The 18,970-nt window shown below is 72.5% G+C and carries 17 protein-coding genes; 8 read left to right on the top strand and 9 right to left on the bottom strand.

The genetic code is table 11. The annotated features are described in order from the left end of the window. Positions 1 to 496: 496 nt before the first annotated feature. From ACZ55U_RS23720 to ACZ55U_RS23710, 3 genes are all read right to left on the bottom strand, one after another. Positions 497 to 1,153: a response regulator gene (locus ACZ55U_RS23720; protein WP_465528687.1), complete on the bottom strand. Its 657-nt coding sequence runs from the start codon at positions 1,151 to 1,153 to the stop codon at positions 497 to 499. Continuing rightward, positions 1,146 to 2,243, bottom strand: coding sequence for a GAF domain-containing sensor histidine kinase (locus ACZ55U_RS23715; protein ID WP_465528705.1), 1,098 nt, complete (start codon positions 2,241 to 2,243; stop codon positions 1,146 to 1,148). Before ACZ55U_RS23715 ends, ACZ55U_RS23720 begins: the two co-directional genes overlap by 8 nt. A 277-nt stretch (positions 2,244 to 2,520) precedes the next feature. Beyond that, entirely contained in the window at positions 2,521 to 5,157 is a 2,637-nt protein-coding gene (locus tag ACZ55U_RS23710; protein ID WP_465528685.1) for an FHA domain-containing protein, read from the bottom strand. Between the two features lie 223 nt (positions 5,158 to 5,380). Here ACZ55U_RS23710 and serB point away from each other — a divergent pair, with 223 nt between their 5' ends. Then, positions 5,381 to 6,637: a phosphoserine phosphatase SerB gene (serB, locus tag ACZ55U_RS23705; RefSeq protein ID WP_465528683.1), complete on the top strand. Its 1,257-nt coding sequence runs from the start codon at positions 5,381 to 5,383 to the stop codon at positions 6,635 to 6,637. Between the two features lie 189 nt (positions 6,638 to 6,826). On the opposite strand, the gene ACZ55U_RS23700 is transcribed toward serB, so the two are convergent. The 3 genes from ACZ55U_RS23700 to ACZ55U_RS23690 all read right to left on the bottom strand — a co-directional run bounded on the left by ACZ55U_RS23700 (position 6,827) and on the right by ACZ55U_RS23690 (position 9,179). Further along, positions 6,827 to 7,354: a SixA phosphatase family protein gene (locus tag ACZ55U_RS23700; protein WP_465528681.1), complete on the bottom strand. Its 528-nt coding sequence runs from the start codon at positions 7,352 to 7,354 to the stop codon at positions 6,827 to 6,829. A 211-nt stretch (positions 7,355 to 7,565) separates the two neighbouring features. Continuing rightward, positions 7,566 to 7,688 carry an SGM_5486 family transporter-associated protein gene (locus tag ACZ55U_RS23695; RefSeq protein WP_465528679.1) on the bottom strand — a complete coding sequence of 41 codons (123 nt, stop codon included), beginning with the start codon at positions 7,686 to 7,688 and terminating at the stop codon, positions 7,566 to 7,568. Positions 7,689 to 7,889: 201 nt separating this feature from the next. After that, positions 7,890 to 9,179 (bottom strand): CynX/NimT family MFS transporter, encoded by a 1,290-nt coding sequence (locus tag ACZ55U_RS23690; RefSeq protein WP_465528677.1) that lies wholly within the window; start codon positions 9,177 to 9,179, stop codon positions 7,890 to 7,892. Positions 9,180 to 9,303: 124 nt separating this feature from the next. On the opposite strand from ACZ55U_RS23690, the gene ACZ55U_RS23685 reads away from it, so the two are divergent. Further along, entirely contained in the window at positions 9,304 to 9,978 is a 675-nt protein-coding gene (locus ACZ55U_RS23685) for a FadR/GntR family transcriptional regulator (RefSeq protein WP_465528675.1), read from the top strand. Positions 9,979 to 10,135: 157 nt separating this feature from the next. Here the strand turns inward: ACZ55U_RS23685 and fabI are convergent, their stop codons facing one another. Beyond that, positions 10,136 to 10,903 (bottom strand): enoyl-ACP reductase FabI, encoded by a 768-nt coding sequence (fabI, locus tag ACZ55U_RS23680; protein ID WP_380694267.1) that lies wholly within the window; start codon positions 10,901 to 10,903, stop codon positions 10,136 to 10,138. A gap of 2 nt (positions 10,904 to 10,905) precedes the next feature. Continuing rightward, positions 10,906 to 11,625 (bottom strand): 3-oxoacyl-[acyl-carrier-protein] reductase, encoded by a 720-nt coding sequence (fabG, locus tag ACZ55U_RS23675; RefSeq protein WP_465528673.1) that lies wholly within the window; start codon positions 11,623 to 11,625, stop codon positions 10,906 to 10,908. A gap of 313 nt (positions 11,626 to 11,938) precedes the next feature. Here fabG and ACZ55U_RS23670 point away from each other — a divergent pair, with 313 nt between their 5' ends. The 6 genes from ACZ55U_RS23670 to ACZ55U_RS23645 all read left to right on the top strand — a co-directional run bounded on the left by ACZ55U_RS23670 (position 11,939) and on the right by ACZ55U_RS23645 (position 17,889). Next, the gene (locus ACZ55U_RS23670; RefSeq protein ID WP_465528671.1) at positions 11,939 to 13,084 is read left to right on the top strand and encodes an MBL fold metallo-hydrolase; all 1,146 of its coding nucleotides are present in this window, start codon (positions 11,939 to 11,941) and stop codon (positions 13,082 to 13,084) included. A gap of 187 nt (positions 13,085 to 13,271) precedes the next feature. Then, positions 13,272 to 14,852 carry a TldD/PmbA family protein gene (locus ACZ55U_RS23665; RefSeq protein ID WP_465528669.1) on the top strand — a complete coding sequence of 527 codons (1,581 nt, stop codon included), beginning with the start codon at positions 13,272 to 13,274 and terminating at the stop codon, positions 14,850 to 14,852. After that, a complete protein-coding gene (locus tag ACZ55U_RS23660) occupies positions 14,852 to 16,249 on the top strand; it encodes a metallopeptidase TldD-related protein (RefSeq protein ID WP_465528667.1) in 1,398 nt (465 codons plus the stop codon). The genes ACZ55U_RS23665 and ACZ55U_RS23660 overlap by 1 nt, the downstream gene beginning before the upstream one ends. 31 nt (positions 16,250 to 16,280) lie before the next feature. Next, the gene (locus tag ACZ55U_RS23655) at positions 16,281 to 16,829 is read left to right on the top strand and encodes an RNA 2'-phosphotransferase (protein WP_465528665.1); all 549 of its coding nucleotides are present in this window, start codon (positions 16,281 to 16,283) and stop codon (positions 16,827 to 16,829) included. A 190-nt stretch (positions 16,830 to 17,019) separates the two neighbouring features. Next, the gene (locus ACZ55U_RS23650) at positions 17,020 to 17,403 is read left to right on the top strand and encodes a DUF3099 domain-containing protein (RefSeq protein WP_465528663.1); all 384 of its coding nucleotides are present in this window, start codon (positions 17,020 to 17,022) and stop codon (positions 17,401 to 17,403) included. 264 nt (positions 17,404 to 17,667) lie between these two features. Beyond that, positions 17,668 to 17,889 (top strand): hypothetical protein, encoded by a 222-nt coding sequence (locus ACZ55U_RS23645; protein WP_465528661.1) that lies wholly within the window; start codon positions 17,668 to 17,670, stop codon positions 17,887 to 17,889. Positions 17,890 to 17,933: 44 nt separating this feature from the next. Here the strand turns inward: ACZ55U_RS23645 and moaA are convergent, their stop codons facing one another. Beyond that, on the bottom strand, positions 17,934 to 18,923 hold the full coding sequence (gene moaA, locus ACZ55U_RS23640) for a GTP 3',8-cyclase MoaA (protein WP_465528659.1): 990 nt from the start codon (positions 18,921 to 18,923) through the stop codon (positions 17,934 to 17,936). Positions 18,924 to 18,970 lie beyond the last annotated feature (47 nt).

The following is an 18,970-nucleotide window of genomic DNA, read 5'->3' as shown; positions in this document are numbered from 1 at the left end:
CTCACGTTCCCTCGCCAGGTCGAACTGCCAACGCCGCATCCGCAGTCGGCGCCTCAACAGCTCGGGTCCGTAGGACTCCCGGTCTCGGACCGTCTCCCCAGTCGATCCCGCCCGACACTCGACGGCCTCCGCCGCGCGGACATCGGTTCTCGCATTCCGGCAGCCGGGCAAGGCGTCGTGAGGCCCCTGCCCTCCGCCCCCGGTAGGAGCATTCGGGCCGGGCACGGACACCAGGGCTTCGTCGAACAGTCGGCACGTCAGCTCAAGCTCGTCGGCCAGTACGGCGGGCCCGCACTCACTGCGCATCGCGTTCACTCGGCCCTCCCTCGGGATCGGTGTCGGCAGTCAGCCTGGCACAGCCGAGTGACAACGCATCACCACAATTCGAACCAACCCTACCGAAAGACATATGCCGGACTGCGGTTTGACGCCTACCGCGGCCGGAAACCTGACGATCGGCAAAGAGTGCGCACCGGTTTCTCGCGCCCCCGGCGCACTACCCCTCGCGGGTCTCCCCGTGGCGAACAGCCCAGAGCGCCGCCTGGGTTCGGTCGGCCAGGTCCAACTTCATGAGGATGTTGGACACATGGGTCTTCACCGTCTTCTCGGAGAGGTGCAGACTGCGCGCGATCTCCCGGTTGGAGCGGCCGTCCGCGATGTGACCGAGCACCTCTCGCTCACGCTCGGTGAGAGTGCCACCGCGGCCCTGCGGGGCGCGTGGGCCCTCGTCGGAGAGCAGGGCTTCGGCCAGTTCGGGCTGGAGCAGGACGTGGCCGGCGTGAACCGAGCGGATCGCCCCGGCCAGCGCTTCCGGGTCCACGTCCTTGTAGACGTAACCGGCCGCACCGGCCCGCAGCGCGGGGACCATCGTGCGGTGCTCGGTGAAGCTGGTGACGATCAGGATCCGGGCCCGGCTGCCTTCTCCTTTGAGCGTGCGCAGCGCCTCGATGCCGTCGACACCGGGCATCTTGAGGTCCATCAATACGACATCGGGGTCGAGTTCACGCGCCCGCTCGACGCCCTCTGCCCCGTCGGCTGCCTCCCCGACCACCTCGATGTCGTCCTGGACCTCCAGGAAGGTGCGCAGCCCGCGCCGGACCACCTGGTGGTCGTCGACCAGTAGGACGCGGATCGACGGTGTGCTCTCAGGCACCGGGGACCTCCATCTCGACGAGTGTCCCCCGGCCGGGGGCCGACTCCAGGGTGAGCGTGCCGCCGACGGCGGCCGCGCGGTCGCGCATCGAGGCCAGGCCCAGATGGCGGCCGGCTCGACGGACGGACTCCGGATCGAAGCCACGCCCGTCGTCGTGTACCCGCAGCACCGCGCCGCGCGCGGGTGTCCCGGCCAGGGTGACGATGACCCGTCGGGCGTCGGAGTGGCGCAGCGCGTTGTGCAGCGCCTCCTGCGCGACCCGCAGCAGTGCGGCCTCCTGGGCGGGTGGCAGCGCCCGGACGCCGTCGGCGGTGAAGGTGACATCGGCGGCGTGCGCCCGGTCGAGGACCTGGACCTGGGAGGCGAGGGTGGCACTCAGCCCGTCCTCCTCCAGGGCGGCGGGACGCAGCTCGACGACGACGGCACGCAGTTCGTCGGCCGCCTCGGCAGCCAGCCGGGCGACTTCGGCGAGTTCGGCACGTGCCCTGGCCGGGTCGCGGTCGACGAGCTTCGCCGCGGCCTTGGCGGTGAGCCGGAGCGAGAAGAGCTTCTGAGAGACGGCGTCGTGCAGGTCGTGGGCGATCCGGGCGCGCTCGCCGGCCAGTGTGAGTTCGCGGCTGCGTTCGTACAGCCGGGCGTTGGACAGGGCGAGAGCGGCGTGCGCGGCGAGGATCCGCAGCAGCTCTTCGTCGTGGTCGGTGAAGAGGCCGCCGCCACGCTTGTTGGCGAGGAAGATGACACCCATCACCTGCGGCTCGTCCTCGGCCGCGTCGGTGTCCAGGATCGGCATGCCGAGGAAGGCGTCCATGTCCGGGTGGGCCGTGGGCCACCCTTCGAAGGCGGGTGCCTTGCGAACGTCCACGAGCCGGGTGGGTCCGGTCTCGTGCAGCATCGCGGCGAGCACTCCGTGCTGCCGGGGCAGTGGGCCGATCGCCCGCCACTGCTCGTCGGTGACACCGTCCACCACGAACTGCGCGAAGCCGCCGTGGTCGTCGGGCACGCCCAGCGCCGCGTACTCGGCGCCGAGCAGGCTGCGGGCGGAGGCGGTGATGCGGCGTAGCACTTCGCGGACCTCCAGGTGCCGGCTCATGGCGAGCAGCGCCTGACTGACGGCCTCGATTCCGGACAGGCAGGATTCGCAGGCGGGCAGCGGGCCCTGGTGGGCCCGGTGGTCTCCGGTGGTGCTGGACATACCGCCAAACTACCGCCGTCGTGAGGAGTGCCGCGTCCGTCCGCGGCCGCCCCGGGCCCAGGTCCGGAGACCTAGGCCGCAGGGCCCCGCCGGGAACGCTGCGGGACCGCCCGGAGCGCCGATGGGCGGCCCTCCCCGGCAGGGAGGGCCGCCCATCGGACCGCCGGGGAAGGGCTCAGCCCTTCTGCATGACCTCGGGTTCGTGCCGGCGCTGGAGCCGGGTCACGACGACGCCGATGACGACCGAGATGACGACCAGCACGCCCGCGTCGATCGCCCACTGGGCGACGCTGTGCTCCCAGAGCGGGTCGTAGTTGGGGTTCTGGAAGTCCTTGTTCCACGGTCCCATGAGCTTGGAGAGGTCGAGCGTGGTGGCGACGATGCCGGTGCCCCAACGGGCCGGCATCAGCCAGGCGCCCTGTTCCAGCCCGGGCTTGCTGAAGATCTGGAAGAGGCAGCCGGTGAAGACGACCTGGATGATGGCGAACATGACCAGCAGCGGCATGGTCTTCTCGGCGGTCTTCACCAGGGCCGAGATCATCAGGCCGAACATCATCGCGGTGAAGCTGAGCAGGATCATGCCGATGGTCATCTCGATGACCGGCAGGTTCTTCACGATCAGGCCGGTGTCGGGGAGCTTGCGCGGCAGGAAGCCGACGGCGGAGATGATGGCGCCCTGGATCACGCTGAAGAAGCCCAGCACGATGACCTTGGACATCATGTACGCCGAGCGGGAGAGCCCGGTGGCCCGTTCCCGTTCGTAGATCGCCCGTTCCTTGATCAGTTCTCGGACCGAGTTGGCCGCTCCGGAGAAACAGGCGCCGATCGCGAGGATCATGATGATCGTCGCGGCCCCGCTGTTGAGATGGAGCTGAGTCTTCGGGTTGGCCGCGAGCCCCGCCTCGTTCGGCACCAGCACGCTGACCGCGCCGATGACAGCGGGCAGCAGCACGGACAGCGCGAGGAAGCCGCGGTCCGAGGCGAGCACCGACATGTAGCGGCGCATCAGCGTCCACAACTGCGAGCCCCAGCTCTGCGGCTTCGGCGGCTTGACGGCCTCCTGGGCGACCTGGACGTGCTGCACCTCGCCCGCCTCCACGGTCGGCGCGGAGTACTGCTGGTAGTGCACGGAGCCCCGGTAGCGGCCGGCCCAGTCGTGGTCCGGGTAGTTCTCGAAGGCCTGGAAGACATCCGCCCAGGTCTCGTACCCGAAGAAGTGCAGTGCCTCGTCGGGCGGACCGAAGTAGGCCACCGAGCCGCCCGGAGCCATCACCAGCAGCCGGTCGCAGAGTGCGAGTTCGGCCACCGAGTGGGTGACGACCAGGATCGTGCGGCCGTCGTCGGCGAGGCCGCGCAGCATCTGCATGACCTCGCGGTCCATGCCCGGGTCGAGGCCCGAGGTGGGCTCGTCCAGGAAGATCAGCGAGGGCTTGGTGAGCAGTTCCAGGGCGACCGAGACGCGCTTCTGCTGGCCGCCGGAGAGCGCGGTGATCTTGTTGTCGGCGCGCTTGTCCAGGCGCAGCTCGTACAGCACCTCGTCGATCCGGGCCTCGCGCTCGCGGGCTTCGGTGTCGCCGGGGAAGCGCAGCTGGGCCGCGTACTTGAGGCCCTTGCGGACGGTGAGTTCGCGGTGCAGGATCTCGGACTGCGGCACCAGCCCGATGCGCGAGCGGAGCTCGGCGAACTGCTTGTAGAGGTTGCGGCCGTCGTAGAGGACCTCGCCGCGGTCGGCCGGGCGGTAGCCGGTGAGGGCGCGCAGGAGCGTGGACTTGCCGGAGCCGGACGGGCCGATGACCGCGACCAGGGACTTCTCGGGGACGCCGAAGCTCACGTCGTTGAGCAGGATCTTCTTGCCGCCCTTGTGCTCGACCTCGACGGTCAGGTGGCGGGCGGAGAAGGAGACCGCGCCGGTGTCGACGAACTCCTGGAGCTGGTCGCCGACCAGGACGAAGCCGGAGTGGCCGACGGTCAGCCGGTCCTGCGGGCCCATCAGCTGGCGCTGCACCCGCTGGCCGTTGAGGAAGATGCCGTTGTGGCTGCCGAGGTCGACGATCTCGTAGCGGCCGTCCGGGAGCTGGCGCAGCTCGGCGTGGTGGCGGGAGACCTGGAGGTCGGACACCACGATGTCGTTGTCGAGCGCACGGCCGATCCGGACGGTGCGCATGGCCGACGTCAGGTTGCGGATGACGGTCGGCTGCGGCCCCCCACCCTCACCGTGCTGCGGCGGCGCCGGGAAGCCCTGCTGCGGGAAACCGCCGTGCTGGGGCTGCTGCGGCACCGGCTGGGCCTGCGGCGGCGCGTACTGCTGCTGCGGGAGGGCCGGCTGGGCCTGCGGCTGCCCCTGCCACGCCTGCTGCTGCGGTGGCTGCTGCCGGTACGGGTCGTGCTGCGGCCAGCCCTGCTGCGGGGCGGGTGGCTGGGGCGTGGGCGCCGGGCCGCGGCTGGTGACGGCCTCGTGCATCGGGGTGGCCTGCGGAGCACCGGCGTACGGAGCACCGGCATGCGGGGCGGCGGTGTGCGGGGCGGCGGAGAAGCCGAGCCGGGGGCCGTTCTCCGGGTTGCCGAGGTTGACCACGGCACCGGGGTACAGCTGGGCCTGCATGGTGCGGGCGCCGGCCACGTACGTTCCGTTGGTGCTGCCGTGGTCGTCCAGCTGCCAACCGCTGCCGTTGAAGCTGATGGTCCCGTGCTGCCAGGAGACCCTGGCATCGTCGAACGGGAAGTCCGACTGCGGGTTGCGCCCGATGCTGTAGGACCGCCCGGGCTCCAGGGTCCGCTGCTGTCCGTTGATCTCTATGACGAGTTGCGGCACTGCTCGCCTGCCCCGCTCTCTCGGTTCCCCCGAATTGTGGCCCCCGGCCGGGGGTGCGCTGTTCCTCTGACTGACGGGGGGAATCATTCCAGCCTGCCGACCGCCGGTGAAAGTCACCCCGGGTGACTGTGACCAGGCTGCTACCGACCCCTGAGCCCCCGCATCCCGCGAGGTGGGACGGGTGCTCCCGGGCCGCCGGGGGCCCGGTAGCGTGGGAGGCACCATGAACGCATCGCCCCTGGCCGCTGAGCCCCTCCCCGCCGCCCAGCACCGGACCGCGGACGAGCGCACCCTGCTCGTCAAGGTGTTCGGCAAGGACCGCCCCGGCATCACTGCCGGCCTCTTCGCGACGCTGGCCGGCTTCGGCGTCGACGTCATCGACATCGAGCAGGTCGTCACCCGTGGCCGCATCACGCTGTGCGCCCTGGTCACCCCTCCCCCCTCACCCGGCGCCGAGGGTGGGCTGCGCGCCACCGTCCACCGCTGGGCCGACGAGCAGAAGCTCCAGGCCGAGATCCTCTCCGGCATCGGCGACAACCGGCCGCGTCGCGAGGGCCGCTCGCACGTCACGGTGCTCGGCAACCCGCTGACCGCCGCCGCCGTCTGCGCTCTCACCTCCCGGATCACCGCTTCCGGCGGCAACATCGACCGTGTCTTCCGGCTCGCCAAGTACCCGGTCACGGCGGTCGAGCTGGCCGTCTCCGGTGTGGCCACCGACGAGCTGCGGGCCGCGCTGGCCCAGGAGGCGGCCACCCAGCGGGTGGACGTCGCGGTGGTCGCCGCCGGGCTGGAGCGCCGGGCCAAGCGCCTGGTGGTCATGGACGTCGACTCCACGCTCATCCAGGACGAGGTGATCGAGCTGTTCGCCGCCCACGCGGGCTGCGAGGAGAAGGTCGCCGAGGTGACGGCGGCGGCGATGCGCGGTGAGCTGGACTTCGCCGAGTCGCTGCGGGCCCGGGTGGCGCTGCTGGCGGGGCTGGACGCCTCGGTGACCGAGAAGGTGCGCGCCGAGGTCCGCTTCACGCCGGGCGCGCGCACCCTGATCCGTACGCTCCAGCGCCTCGGCTACCAGGTCGCGGTGGTGTCCGGCGGGTTCACCCAGGTCACCGATCACCTGGTGGAGCAGCTGGGGCTGGACTTCGCGGCCGCGAACACCCTGGAGGTGGTGGACGGCAGGTTCACCGGCCGGGTGGTCGGCGAGATCGTGGACCGGGCGGGCAAGGCCCGCTGGCTGGCCCGCTTCGCCGAGCAGGCGAAGGTGCCTCTGGAGCAGACGGTGGCGATCGGGGACGGCGCCAACGACCTGGACATGCTGAACGCGGCCGGGCTCGGGGTGGCGTTCAACGCCAAGCCGGTGGTGCGCGAAGCCGCCGACACCGCGGTGAACGTGCCGTTCCTGGACACCGTGCTGTACCTGCTGGGCATCACCCGCGAGGAGGTCGAGGCGGCCGACGCCCTGCACGGCACCCCGACCGAGTAGAGCCCGGTCGAGGCGGGCCCCCTCCCGAAGGAGCCCGCCCAGGCCAGGGCCGACGGAGTGAGGCCCTCCCGAGCAGAGGGCCTGCGGACGCACCCGAGGGGCGCGCGGATCAAATCCGCGCGCCCCTCATGGATGTGCCCGGGCCCTCGCGGACGCTTCCGGGCCCGCTCCTCTCGGACGTCGCCGGGCTCAGTCCTGCGGCGTGTGGTACGAGACCAGCTCGGCCACGCCCGGCTCGACGCCCTTCCAGGAACCGTTGAAGGTGAGCACGGCGATCGCCGCCGTCGGGAAGCCCCCGAGCCGCAGCCGCTCCAGCGCGTCCCGGTCGCCGGCGTCCCCGGCCAGCACCTGGGTCAGACCCAGCACACCCGGGTTGTGGCCGACCAGCACCAGGTCCGAGTACTCCTCCGGGGTCTCCTGGAGCACGGCGATGATCTCGCCGGGGCTGGCCTCGTAGACCCGGTCCTCGTACACCGTCTTGCGGGCCCGCTTGGGCAGCTCGTGCACCGCCAGCTTCCAGGTCTCGCGGGTGCGCAGCGCGGTGGAGCAGAGCACGTAGTCGGGGTTGATGCCGGAGTCGGCCAGCCAGCGGCCGGCGTCCGGGGCCTGGTGGCGGCCCCGGTCGGCCAGCGGCCGCTCGTGGTCGTCCACCCCGTTCGGCCAGTCGGCCTTGGCATGGCGGAGAACGATGATCCTGCGGGGTGTGTCGGCGCTCATACCCAGCAAGCTTGGCAGAAAAGCGGCCCGGGAGCGCGATGCTCCCGGATGGCGCCACTCCGAGGGGCGACGAGTGCCACCACGCCCCGCTCCGGCAGGACGTCAGGCGGCGCGTACGGCCCGACGCGTACAGGCCCGGCGCGCAGGGGCCGGGTGCGCACGGGCCCGGTGTACGGGCCCGGCGTAACGGGCCCGGTGCGTACGGGCGCCGTCAGCCCATCGAGGAGGCGACGGTGGCGATGATCGAGACCAGCACCGCGATGGCGACGATGGCGAGGGCGATGCGGCCGAGCTGCTTGCGGCCGTCGGTGGGGTTGGGATCGAGAACGGGCATGTCCGGGATTCTCCCACCCCGAACACGCCCGCCGTCCGTCGGCCCCGCCGCCTTGGCCGGGCCTTGACCTTCACCGTCAGGCCCCGGCCGTCGGCCCTCGCCGTCAGGCCACGGCCCACGTCATCCGGTCGCGGCCCTCGCCGTCAGGCCCCGGCCCTCGTCATGGCCGTGCCCCTCACCACCGCGCTCCGCCCGTCGGCATCATGCCTTGGCCGGCTCCACCGGGTGCACCGCCTCGTCCTCGATGTGCCGGGCCCGCGCCGCGCGCAGGCCGAACAGCATCTGCGGCACCAGCAGCAGCGCGAGGAAGCCCAGCGGCCAGTACCACTCGCCGGTGGCCTGGTACATCCGGCCGATCAGGATCGGGCCCGGCACGGAGATCAGGTAGCCGACGCCCTGGGCGAAGACGGACAGCTGCGCCACGCCGCCCGCGGTCCGGGCGCGCAGCCCGATCATCGTCAGCACCAACGGGAAGGCACAGTTGGACAGGCCCACCAGGACCACCCAGACCCACGGCGCCCCGGCCGGGGCGAGTGCCAGTCCGGCGTACCCGGCGATGCCGCAGGCGGCCAGCACGACGACGAACAGCCGCTGGTCGCCGCGCCGGGCGGCCAGGTTGGGCAGGATGAAGGAGACCGGCACGCCGATCACCATGGTGACCGCGAGCAGCACCCCGGAGGTGCCCTTGTCGATGCCCGAGTCCTGGAAGATCTTCGGCAGCCAGCCCATCACCACGTACGCGCCGGTGGCCTGGAGGCCGAAGAAGCAGGCCAGCGCCCAGGCCGTACGGCTGCGGGTGATCGGCAGCCTGGCGGGGACCGCGGCACCGCCGGCGCGCTCGCCGCGCTCGCGCTTGGCGATCAGCAGCGGCAGCCAGAGCAGCAGGGCGAGCGCGCCCAGTCCGGCCCAGACGCCCAGGCCGTAGCGCCAGTCGCCACCGAGGGCGTTGGTCAGCGGCACGCTGACGAGGGCGGCCAGCGCGGTGCCGGCGGACAGCGCCATGGAGTACAGGCCGATCATCGGACCGACCTTCTCCGGGAAGTACCGCTTGATCACCACCGGCAGCAGCACGTTGGAGACCGCCACGCCGGCCAGCGCGAGCGCGGTGAAGAGCAGGAAGACCGCGGTGCCGCCGGCGAAGGAGCGGGCCAGCACGCCCGCGGTGATCGCGCCCATGCCGGCCGTGATCACGGCGATCGGGCCGATCCGGCGGGCCGCGGCGGGGGCGGCGAAGCCGAACAGCGCGAAGCAGAGCGAGGGGACGGCGGTGAGCAGCCCGGCGAGCGTCGGGTTCATTCCGAGGCTGGCGCGGACCGGGTCGAGCATCGGACCGAGGCTGGTGACCACGGGACGCAGGTTCATGGCGGCGGCGGCGATCGCGACGGCGAACAGCGCGCCCAGGTACTTGGCGGAGCCGGAGGCGGGTCGCCCGGTCCGCGGTGGCGGGGTCTCGGTCCGGGAGGCGGAAGGTGTGGTGTCAGCTGCGGGCATGAGGGTCATCATAGAATGATGGGATGAATTGATGCACCCTGGAATTGGCATGATGTGCCGACCGCTCTCCCCGGCCACCTCCCACCCAGGCCCCCACCCGAGCCGTAGTCGCAAGGAGTCCCCCGTGGCGCTGTCCTCGCCGAGGCGCACCCCGCTGTCCGATCAGGTGATCGCACAACTGCGTGCCCAGATCACGTCCGGGGAGTGGCCGGTCGGCTCCCGCATCCCCACCGAGGCCGCGCTGGTCGAGCAGCTCGGGGTCGCCCGCAACACCGTCCGGGAGGCCGTCCGCGCTCTCGCCCACAACGGCCTGCTCGACATCCGCCAGGGCTCCGGCACGTACGTGCTGGCCACCAGCGAGCTGGCCGGAGTGATGCACCGCCGTTTCGCCGACGCCGACAAGGCACAGGTCGCCGAGCTGAGGGCGGCGCTGGAGACCTCCGCGGCCGGCCTCGCCGCCCACCGCCGCACCGCGCGCGACCTGGAGATGCTGGACGGCTCGCTGGCCCGCCGGGAGGCCGCCTGGCACTCCGGCGACGCCGAGGACTTCATCCAGGCCGACGCCGCCTTCCACCAGGCCGTGGTGGCCGCCGCCCACAACGACGTCCTGCTCGCCGTCTACGCCGACCTCGGCGAGGTCACCCGCGAGCACCTGCGGCACGACGTCGGCCCGGAGCTGATCGCCGAGCGCTACATCGGCCACCACACCATCCTGGAGGCCATCCGGGCCGGCGACGCCCACCGCGCCGCGGTCGAGGCCGGCCGGGCGATCGGCGCCTGCGCCACCGCCGAGGTCTGACTCGCTCGCCCCGGCTCCGGCCTCGCCCCGGGGCCGCACCCACCCGAGCCCCCGCCCGGGCCCGGGCCCGCTCACGCCAACGGCCCCGCTCACGGAAACACCGCTGCCCCGGCCCTCCCAGAAGGGAGCGCCGGGGCAGCGGTGTACGGGCGGGGTGTCAGGCGCCGATGGCGTGCAGACCGCCGTCGACGTGGACGATCTCACCGGTGGTCTTCGGGAACCAGTCCGACAGCAGCGCGACGATACCGCGACCGGCCGGCTCCGGGTCGCTCAGGTCCCACTTCAGCGGGGAGCGGTGGTTCCAGGTGTCGGCCAGCTCGCCGAAGCCCGGGATGGACTTGGCGGCCATCGAGCCGATCGGACCGGCCGAGACCAGGTTGCAGCGGATGTTCCGCTCGCCCAGGTAGCGCGCCAGGTAGCGGTTGGTCGACTCCAGGGCGGCCTTGGCCGGGCCCATCCAGTCGTACTGCGGCCAGGCGAACTGGGCGTCGAAGGTCAGGCCGACCACCGACCCGCCGTCCTGCATCAGCGGCAGCAGCGCCGTGGTGAGCGACTTCAGCGAGTACGCCGAGACGTGCATCGCGGTGGCCACGGACTCCCACGGGGTGTCCAGGAAGCTGCCGCCCAGCGCGTCCTGCGGCGCGAAGCCGATGGAGTGGACGATGCCGTCCAGGGTCGGCAGGTGCTCGCGGACCTGGTCGGCGATGCCGGCCAGCTGCTCCGCGTTGGACACGTCCAGCTCCAGCACCTTGACCGGGTGCGGCAGCTTCTTGGCGATCCGCTCGGTCAGGCTCGGGCGCGGGAAGGCGGTGAGGATGATCTCCGCGCCCTGCTCCTGCGCGAGCTTGGCGGTGTGGAAGGCGATGGAGGACTCCATCAGCACACCGGTGATCAGGATCCGCTTGCCTTCGAGGATTCCACTCATGATCAGTGACCCATGCCCAATCCGCCGTCGACGGGAATGACGGCTCCGGTGATGTACGCGGCCTCGTCCGACGAGAGGAACCGCACGGTGGAGGCGACCTCGGCGGGCGCCGCGTAGCGGCCCAGCGGCACGCCGGCGACGATCTCCGCGCGGCGCTCGTCACTGAGCACGGCGGTCATGTCGGTGTCGACGAAGCCGGGGGCGACCACGTTGACGGTGATGTTGCGCGGGCCGAGCTCGCGGGCCAGCGACCGGGCGAAGCCGACCAGGCCGGCCTTGGAGGCGGCGTAGTTGGCCTGGCCCGGGGAGCCGGACAGGCCCACCACGGAGGAGATCAGCACGACGCGGCCCTTCTTGGCGCGCATCATCAGCTTGGAGGCGCGCTTGACCACCCGGAAGGTGCCGGTCAGGTTGGTGTCCAGGACGGAGGTGAAGTCCTCCTCGGACATCCGCAGCATCAGGGTGTCCTTGGTGATGCCCGCGTTGGCGACCAGCACCTCGACCGCGCCCTGCTTCTGCTCGATCTCCGTGAAGGCGGCGTCGACCTGCGCGGCGTCCGTGATGTCGCAGCGGACCGCGAGGACGTCGTACTTGGCCAGCGCCTCCGGCACCTCGCCCGAGCGGCTGGTGATGGCCACCTTGTCGCCCGCTTCGGCGAAGGCCTGGGCGATCGCGAGGCCGATGCCCCGGTTTCCTCCGGTGACGAGAACCGAGCGGCTCAACGATCCACCTCTCTCCGTGTGTGAGCACGTACGCAGGATCGCGTACGCAGTGTGACGCTATCGGGCGGTCGGCGGCGGCGGCGCATCGGGCTCCCACAGGTCCGCCCCGGCGGATCTGTCGCAATCCGACAAATCCGTACCCGTCCGGGCCGTCCCTGTGGCGGACATCGCCCAGGCCCGGGCGTTGCCCGGATCGGGGCGACTGTACGGGAACCACACGCACCGGCGCACCCGTTGCCCCCGTGGTGCTGGCCGGCCCGGGATCGGCCGTACCGATTCCCGACCATCCCGGCGAGCGACGAAGGCAGAGCGGATGACCAAGGCACGGCCCGGGAGCACCCACCGACGCGGACGACTGCTGGTCCTCACCGCCCTGGCGGCCGGCCTGGGCGCGGCCGCGTGGTCGCTGCGCGACCTGCCGGCGGCGTTCGGGCGGCGGCCGGACGGCGAGCGCGAGGAGCGGGTGCGCAACTCCCCGCAGTACCGCGACGGCGTCTTCCACAACGCGCCCTCCGCGCTCGCCCGCACCGCGGGAGCTCCCGGCTTCGACGGCGCCACCGCCCGCCGGATGCTGTTCGAGCGGGCCGGCCGCGTCCCCGCCCACCCGGTGCCGACCGTCCGCCCCGCCACCCCGCCCGGTCCGGCCGCCGAGGGCGTGGAGATCACCTGGTACGGGCACGCCTCCGCGCTGGTGGAGGTCGAGGGCTTCCGGGTCCTGCTGGACCCCATCTGGAGCGAGCGCTGCTCCCCCGCCGCACACGTCGGCCCCAAGCGGCTGCACCCGGTGCCGGTGGAGCTGGAGGAACTGCCGCCGGTCGACGCGGTGCTGATCTCGCACGACCACTACGACCACCTGGACATGGCGACGGTCAAGCGCCTGGTGCGCAGCCAGTCCGCGCCGTTCGCGGTGCCGCTCGGCATCGGCGCCCACCTGCGCCGCTGGGGCGTGCCCGAGCACCGGATCATCGAGCTGGACTGGGACGAGACCTGCACCCTGGGCGACCTGGTGCTCACCCTGACCGCCGCGCACCACTTCTCCGGCCGCGGGCTGACCCGCAACACCACCCTGTGGGGCTCCTGGGTGATCGCCGGCCCGCGCCGCAAGGTCTTCTACACCGGTGACTCCGGGTACTTCGAGGGCTACGCCCGGATCGGCGAGCGGCACGGGCCGTTCGACGCCGCCCTGGTCCAGATCGGCGCCTACGACGCGGCCTGGGCGGACATCCACATGACGCCCGAGGACGCCGTGCTCGCGCACCGGGACCTGGCGGCCGGCCTGCTGGTGCCCGTCCACTGGTGCACCTTCAACCTCGGCCTGCACCCGTGGTCCGAGCCGATCGAACGGCTGGTGAAGGCGGCCAAGGACGAGGCCGTCCCGCTGGCGGTGCCGCGCCCCGGCGAGCGGGTGGACGTGGACAACCCGCCGGAGCCGGACGGCTGGTGGGAGACCGTCGGCTGACGCGCCGCTCCACCGCCCGAAGGAGGAGGAAGCGGACGCAGGGGAGCCGGTCGGCACACGAACGCTCCCGCCAAAGCCGCAGCGCGCCGGTCGAAATGCTCTGGCCGGAAACCCGGTGGACGGGAAATGATGCGGTGGGGGGGCCCCCGTGCGCCCGCACCCCACCCTCCGCGACCTGGGAGCCCGATTGCCTCCGATCCCTCCGGCCGACAGCTCCGGCGCCCCGCACGGGCGCGCCGTCGACCCGTTGTTCCTCGCCCTGCCGCTGCGCTCCCTCGCCGACGCCGCCCTCACCCGGGCCCGCGAACTGGGCGCGAGCCACGCCGACTTCCGCCTGGAGCGGATCCGCAGCGCCTCCTGGCGGCTGCGCGACGCCCGTCCGGCCGGCACCTCCGACAGCGTGCGGCTCGGTTTCGCCGTCCGGGTGCTGCTGGACGGCGCCTGGGGCTTCGCCGCCGGTGTCGACCTCACCTCCGGCGGGGCGGCCCTGGTCGCCGAGCAGGCCGTCGCGGTGGCCCGGCTCTCCGGCGGGATCAGCCGGGCGGCCGGCTCCACCGAGCGGGTCGAACTGGCCGACGAGCCGGTGTACCCGGACGCCACCTGGGTCTCCTCCTACGAGCTCAACCCCTTCGAGGTGCCGGACGCCGAGAAGACGGCGCTGCTCGCCGAGCGCAGCTCCCGGCTGCTCGCGGCCGCGGGCGTCTCGCACGTCCAGGCGTTCCTGGAGACCGTCCAGGAGAACAAGTTCTACGCGGACACCGCGGGCACGACGACCACCCAGCAGCGGATCCGGGTCCACTCCGAGCTGGAGGCGACCTCGGTCGACGAGCGCACCGGCGCCTTCGACTCGATGCGCACCCTGGCCCCGCCGGTGGGCCGCGGCTACGAGTTCGTCGCGGGGGCCCGGGGCGCGTGCGCCGACGGCTGGGACTGGGACGCCGAGATCGCCGAACTGCCCGTCCTGCTGGCCGAGAAGATGAAGGCGCCGAGCGTCGAGGCCGGCCGCTACGACCTGGTCATCGACCCGACCAACCTCTGGCTGACCATCCACGAGTCGATCGGCCACGCCACCGAACTGGACCGCGCGCTCGGCTACGAGGCCGCCTACGCCGGCACCTCCTTCGCCACCTTCGACCAACTCGGCTCGCTGAAGTACGGCTCCGAACTGATGCACGTCACCGGCGACCGCACCGCCGAGCACGGCCTGTCCACCATCGGCTACGACGACGAGGGCGTGGCCACCCAGTCCTGGGACCTGGTCAAGGACGGCGTACTGGTCGGCTACCAGCTCGACCGCGGCATGGCCGCGCTGAAGGGCTTCGAGCGCTCCAACGGCTGCGCGTTCGCGGACTCCCCCTCGCACGTCCCGGTGCAGCGGATGGCCAACGTCTCGTTGCGGCCCGCCGCCGACGGCCCGGACACCGAGGGCCTGTTCGCCGGTGTGGACAACGGCCTGTACATCGTGGGCGACCGCTCCTGGTCGATCGACCAGCAGCGCTACAACTTCCAGTTCACCGGGCAACGCGCCTACGCCATCAAGAACGGCGAGCTCGCCGGACAGGTCAGGGACTTCGCCTACCAGGCCACCACCACCGACTTCTGGGGCTCGATGGCCGCGGTCGGCGGCCCGCGGACCTACCGCCTCGGCGGCGCCTTCAACTGCGGCAAGGCGCAGCCCGGCCAGATCGCGGCGGTCAGCCACGGCTGCCCGTCGGCGCTGTTCCGGAACGTCAACGTGCTCAACACCCAGCAGGAGGCGGGTCACTGATGACCGCGAAGCAGCCCCACGAACTCGTCGAGCTGGCGCTCGGCCTCTCCCGCGCCGACGGCTGCGTGGTGATCGCCGACGAGGCGTCGACCGCCAACCTGCGCTGGGCGGGCAACGCGCTGACCACCAACGGCGTGACCCGCGGCAGCAGCCTCACCGTGATCGCCACCGTGGCCGGCGCCCGGGGCACCGCCTCCGGCGTGGTCTCCCGTTCGGCCGTCACCGCGCGGGAGGTGGAGGGGCTGGTGCGGGCCGCCGAGGAGGCCGCCCGCGCGGCCGGCCCGGCCGAGGACGCCCAGCCGCTGATCGCCGACCGGCCCTCCTCGCCGGACTTCACCGAGCCGCCCACGCTGACCTCCATCGAGGTGTTCGACGCCTTCGGTCCGGCCCTCGGCGAGGCCTTCGCCCGCGCCGGGGCCCAGGGTGAACTGCTGTACGGCTTCGCCCGGCACGAGGTGACGTCCAGCTACCTGGGCACCTCCACCGGTCTGCGGCTGCGCCACGACCAGCCCACCGGCATGGTCGAGATCAACGCCAAGACCGCCGACCTGTCCGGTTCGGCCTGGGTCGGCGCCGGCACCCGGGACTTCGCCGACGTCGACGTCGCCGCCCTGCACCGCGAGCTGACCAGGCGGCTCGGCTGGGGCGCCCGCAAGGTGGACCTGCCGGCCGGGCGGTACGAGACGCTGCTGTCGCCCTCGGCCGTCGCCGACCTGATGATCGTCCTGAACTGGTCCTCCGGCGGCCGGGACGCCCACGAGGGCCGGACGGTCTTCTCCAGGCCCGGCGGCGGCACCCGGCTCGGCGACGAGCTCAGCGGCCTGCCGCTGACGCTGCGCTCCGATCCGCGCGAGCCCGGTCTGGAGGCGGCGCCGTTCGTGCTGGCCCACTCCACCGGGGCGGAGTTCTCCGTCTTCGACAACGGCCAGCCGATCGACGCCACCGAGTGGATCCGCCAGGGCGTGCTGAACGACCTGGTCACCACCCGCCACGCGGCCGCTCTCACCGGCCTGCCGCTGCGCCCGGCGATCGACAACCTCGTGCTGGAGACGGCGGACCAGGAGTCCGCGCCGACCCTGGAGGAGATGATCGCCCGCACCGGGCGCGGCCTGCTGCTCACCTGCCTCTGGTACATCCGCGAGGTGGACCCGGCGACGCTCCTGCTCACCGGTCTCACCCGGGACGGCGTCTACCTGGTGGAGAACGGCGAGGTCGTCGGCGAGGTCAACAACTTCCGGTTCAACGAGTCCCCGGTGGACCTGCTGGGCCGGATCACCGAGGTGGGCCGCACCGAGCGCTGCCTGCCCCGCGAGTGGAACGACTACGTCACCCGCACCGCGATGCCCCCGGTGCGTGTCGCGGACTTCAACATGAGTTCGGTCAGCCGGGCCTCTTAGCCGCCGACCGACGGGGGATACGAGAGACATGATGGACGAGAAACGCCTGGTCAGGTCGAGCAGGATGCTGTCGCGCGTCCTGCGGCACGAGCCCGCGCTGGTCGGGGTGACGCTGGACGGGGCCGGCTGGGTCCGGGTCGACGAGCTGCTCGCCGGGCTCGCCGCACGGGGCAGACCCCTCACCCGGGCCGAGCTGGACCACATCGTCGCGACCAACGACAAGCGCCGCTTCGGCTACTCGCCGGACGGTCTCTCGATCCGCGCCAACCAGGGCCACACGGTGGCGGTCGACCTCGCTCTGGCCGCCGCCGCGCCGCCGCCGGTGCTCTACCACGGCACCGCCGACCGGCACCTGGCGGCGATCTTCCGCGAGGGACTGCTCCCGATGGCCCGCCGGGACGTCCACCTCTCGGCGGACACCGAGACGGCCACCCGGGTCGGCGCCCGGCACGGCCGTCCGGTGGTGCTGACCGTCCACGCGGCGGCGATGACGGCGGCCGGCCACGAGTTCCGGCTCAGCGAGAACGGCGTCTGGCTCACCGACGCCGTGCCGCCGCGGTACCTCTCCCGGCGCTCCTAGACCCGGCCCGGTCGCCGGGCCGCCGCGGACGCCCGCGGCCGAAGGGCCTGTCCGCTGCGCCGGACAGGCCCTTCGCGTACCCGACCGGGTGGGTGCGGCGCACCCGGTCTCGTCGCGGCCCGCGCCCGGGCGTACCGTGAGGAGGCCGCGCGGCCAGGCGCGCGGGTGCGCGACGAGGGCGGTAGGACACATGGGCAAGAGCGCCGACGGCGGGCAGGTCTTCCGGATCACGGGAGCGCGCAGCAGCCTCACCGAGGACGTCCGGGGGCGCCAGCGCCGCTACGTCATCTCGATGCTGGTGCGTACGGCCTGCGTGCTGCTCGCGGTGGTGCTGTGGGACGTCCAGCGGGTACTGGCGTTCGCGGCCCTGGCGGGCGGCGTGCTGCTCCCGTACTTCGCGGTGCTGATCGCCAACGCGGGCCGCGAGCGGGCCCCGGGGCTGCCGAGCACCTTCGACATCCCGTTCGACACCCCGCTGATGCTCGGCCCCGGTGGGACGGGTGGGGCGGGTGCGAACTCTGGTACAGGAGAGGCAAAGGCCGCGGCCACCGATCCTTCACAGGACGTGAACTGACCGTCCCTTTCAGGCCAGTTCGCCCCGGTCTGGCTCGGCGAAAGCTCAAAAGAAGCTCAGATTAATCATGCAAGACCTCCCCATCCGAGGGTCGGGGCGTGACATACTGCGTACGCGCTCCGCATCCCCCGTCGGAGCGACGGACCGACGCCGGGCGGCTCCCCCCGTGGCTGCCCGGCGTCGCCATGCCCGGCTCCGATCACCCTGAGCGGTCGTGACAGACTGGCGGTGCAGACTCCCCCGCCAATCGTTGAGGACGGCCCGATGGACACCCCGCAGACGCCGATCTGCTCCGCCAAGGGCTGCCGGGCGGACGCCGGCTGGGTGCTGGTGTGGAACAACCCCAAGCTGCACACCCCGGACCGCCGCAAGACCTGGCTCGCCTGCGACGAGCACCGCGAGCACCTGTCCCGGTTCCTCGGGGTGCGTGGCTTCCTCAAGGAGGTCGTCGCCTTCGCCGACTGGACCCCCGAGGCCGCGCAGTAACCGGCGCGGAGCCGCTCCGGCCCGCGCGCAGCCGCTCCGGCCGGCTAGCCGCCGATCGCGGACATCGGCCGCTCGGGCTGGAGGAACTCCGGGTCGTCTATCCCGGCCCCGGCCTTCTTGCCCCACATCGCCGCCCGCCACGACGCGGCCAGCTCGGCGTCGTCCGCGCCCGAGCGCAGCGCGGTGCGCAGATCGGTCTCACCGGTCGCGAACAGGCAGTTGCGCACCTGGCCGTCGGCGGTCAGCCGGGTGCGGTCGCAGGCCCGGCAGAACGGGCGGGTGACGGAGGCGATCACACCCACCCGACCCGGGCCGCCGTCCACCAGCCAGCGCTCGGCGGGTGCCGCGCCCCGCCGCGCGGACGGCTCCGGCGTGAGCGTGAAGCGGGCCCGCAGCAGGTCCAGGATCTCCGCGGCGGTGACCATCGACGTGCGGTCCCAGCCGTGCTGGGCGTCGAGCGGCATCTGCTCGATGAAGCGCAGTTCGTAACCCCGCTCCAGGCACCAGGCCAGCAGGTCGGCCGCCTCGTGGTCGTTGACCCCGCGCATCAGCACCGTGTTCAGCTTCACCGGGGCCAGCCCGGCGGCCTCGGCGGCGGCCAGCCCGTCCAGCACGTCCTGGTGGCGGTGGCGGCGGGTGAGGGTGTGGAACACCTCGGGATCGAGCGTGTCCAGCGAGACGTTGATCCGGTCGAGTCCGGCCTCGCGCAGCGCGGTCGCGGTGCGGGCCAGCCCGATGCCGTTGGTGGTCAGCGAGAGCTCCGGGCGCGGTTCCAGTTCGGAGCAGGCGGCCACGACGGCGACCAGCCCGGGGCGCAGCAGCGGCTCGCCGCCGGTGAAGCGGACCTCGCGCACGCCGAGGTCGCGCACCGCGACGGTGACCAGCCGGACGACCTCCTCGTCGGTCAGCAGGTCCGGCTTGGCCAGCCACTGGAGGCCTTCCTCCGGCATGCAGTAGGTGCAGCGGAGGTTGCACCGGTCGGTGAGGGAGACCCTCAGGTCGACGGCCTGTCGTCCGAACGTGTCGAGCAGCACGTGCGTCCTTCCCCGAGATGCGGCCGGCCCGGCCACCGTCACGGCGG

Source organism: Kitasatospora sp. NPDC034533, from assembly GCF_055575155.1.
This window is presented reverse-complemented; position numbering and strand designations above follow the sequence as displayed.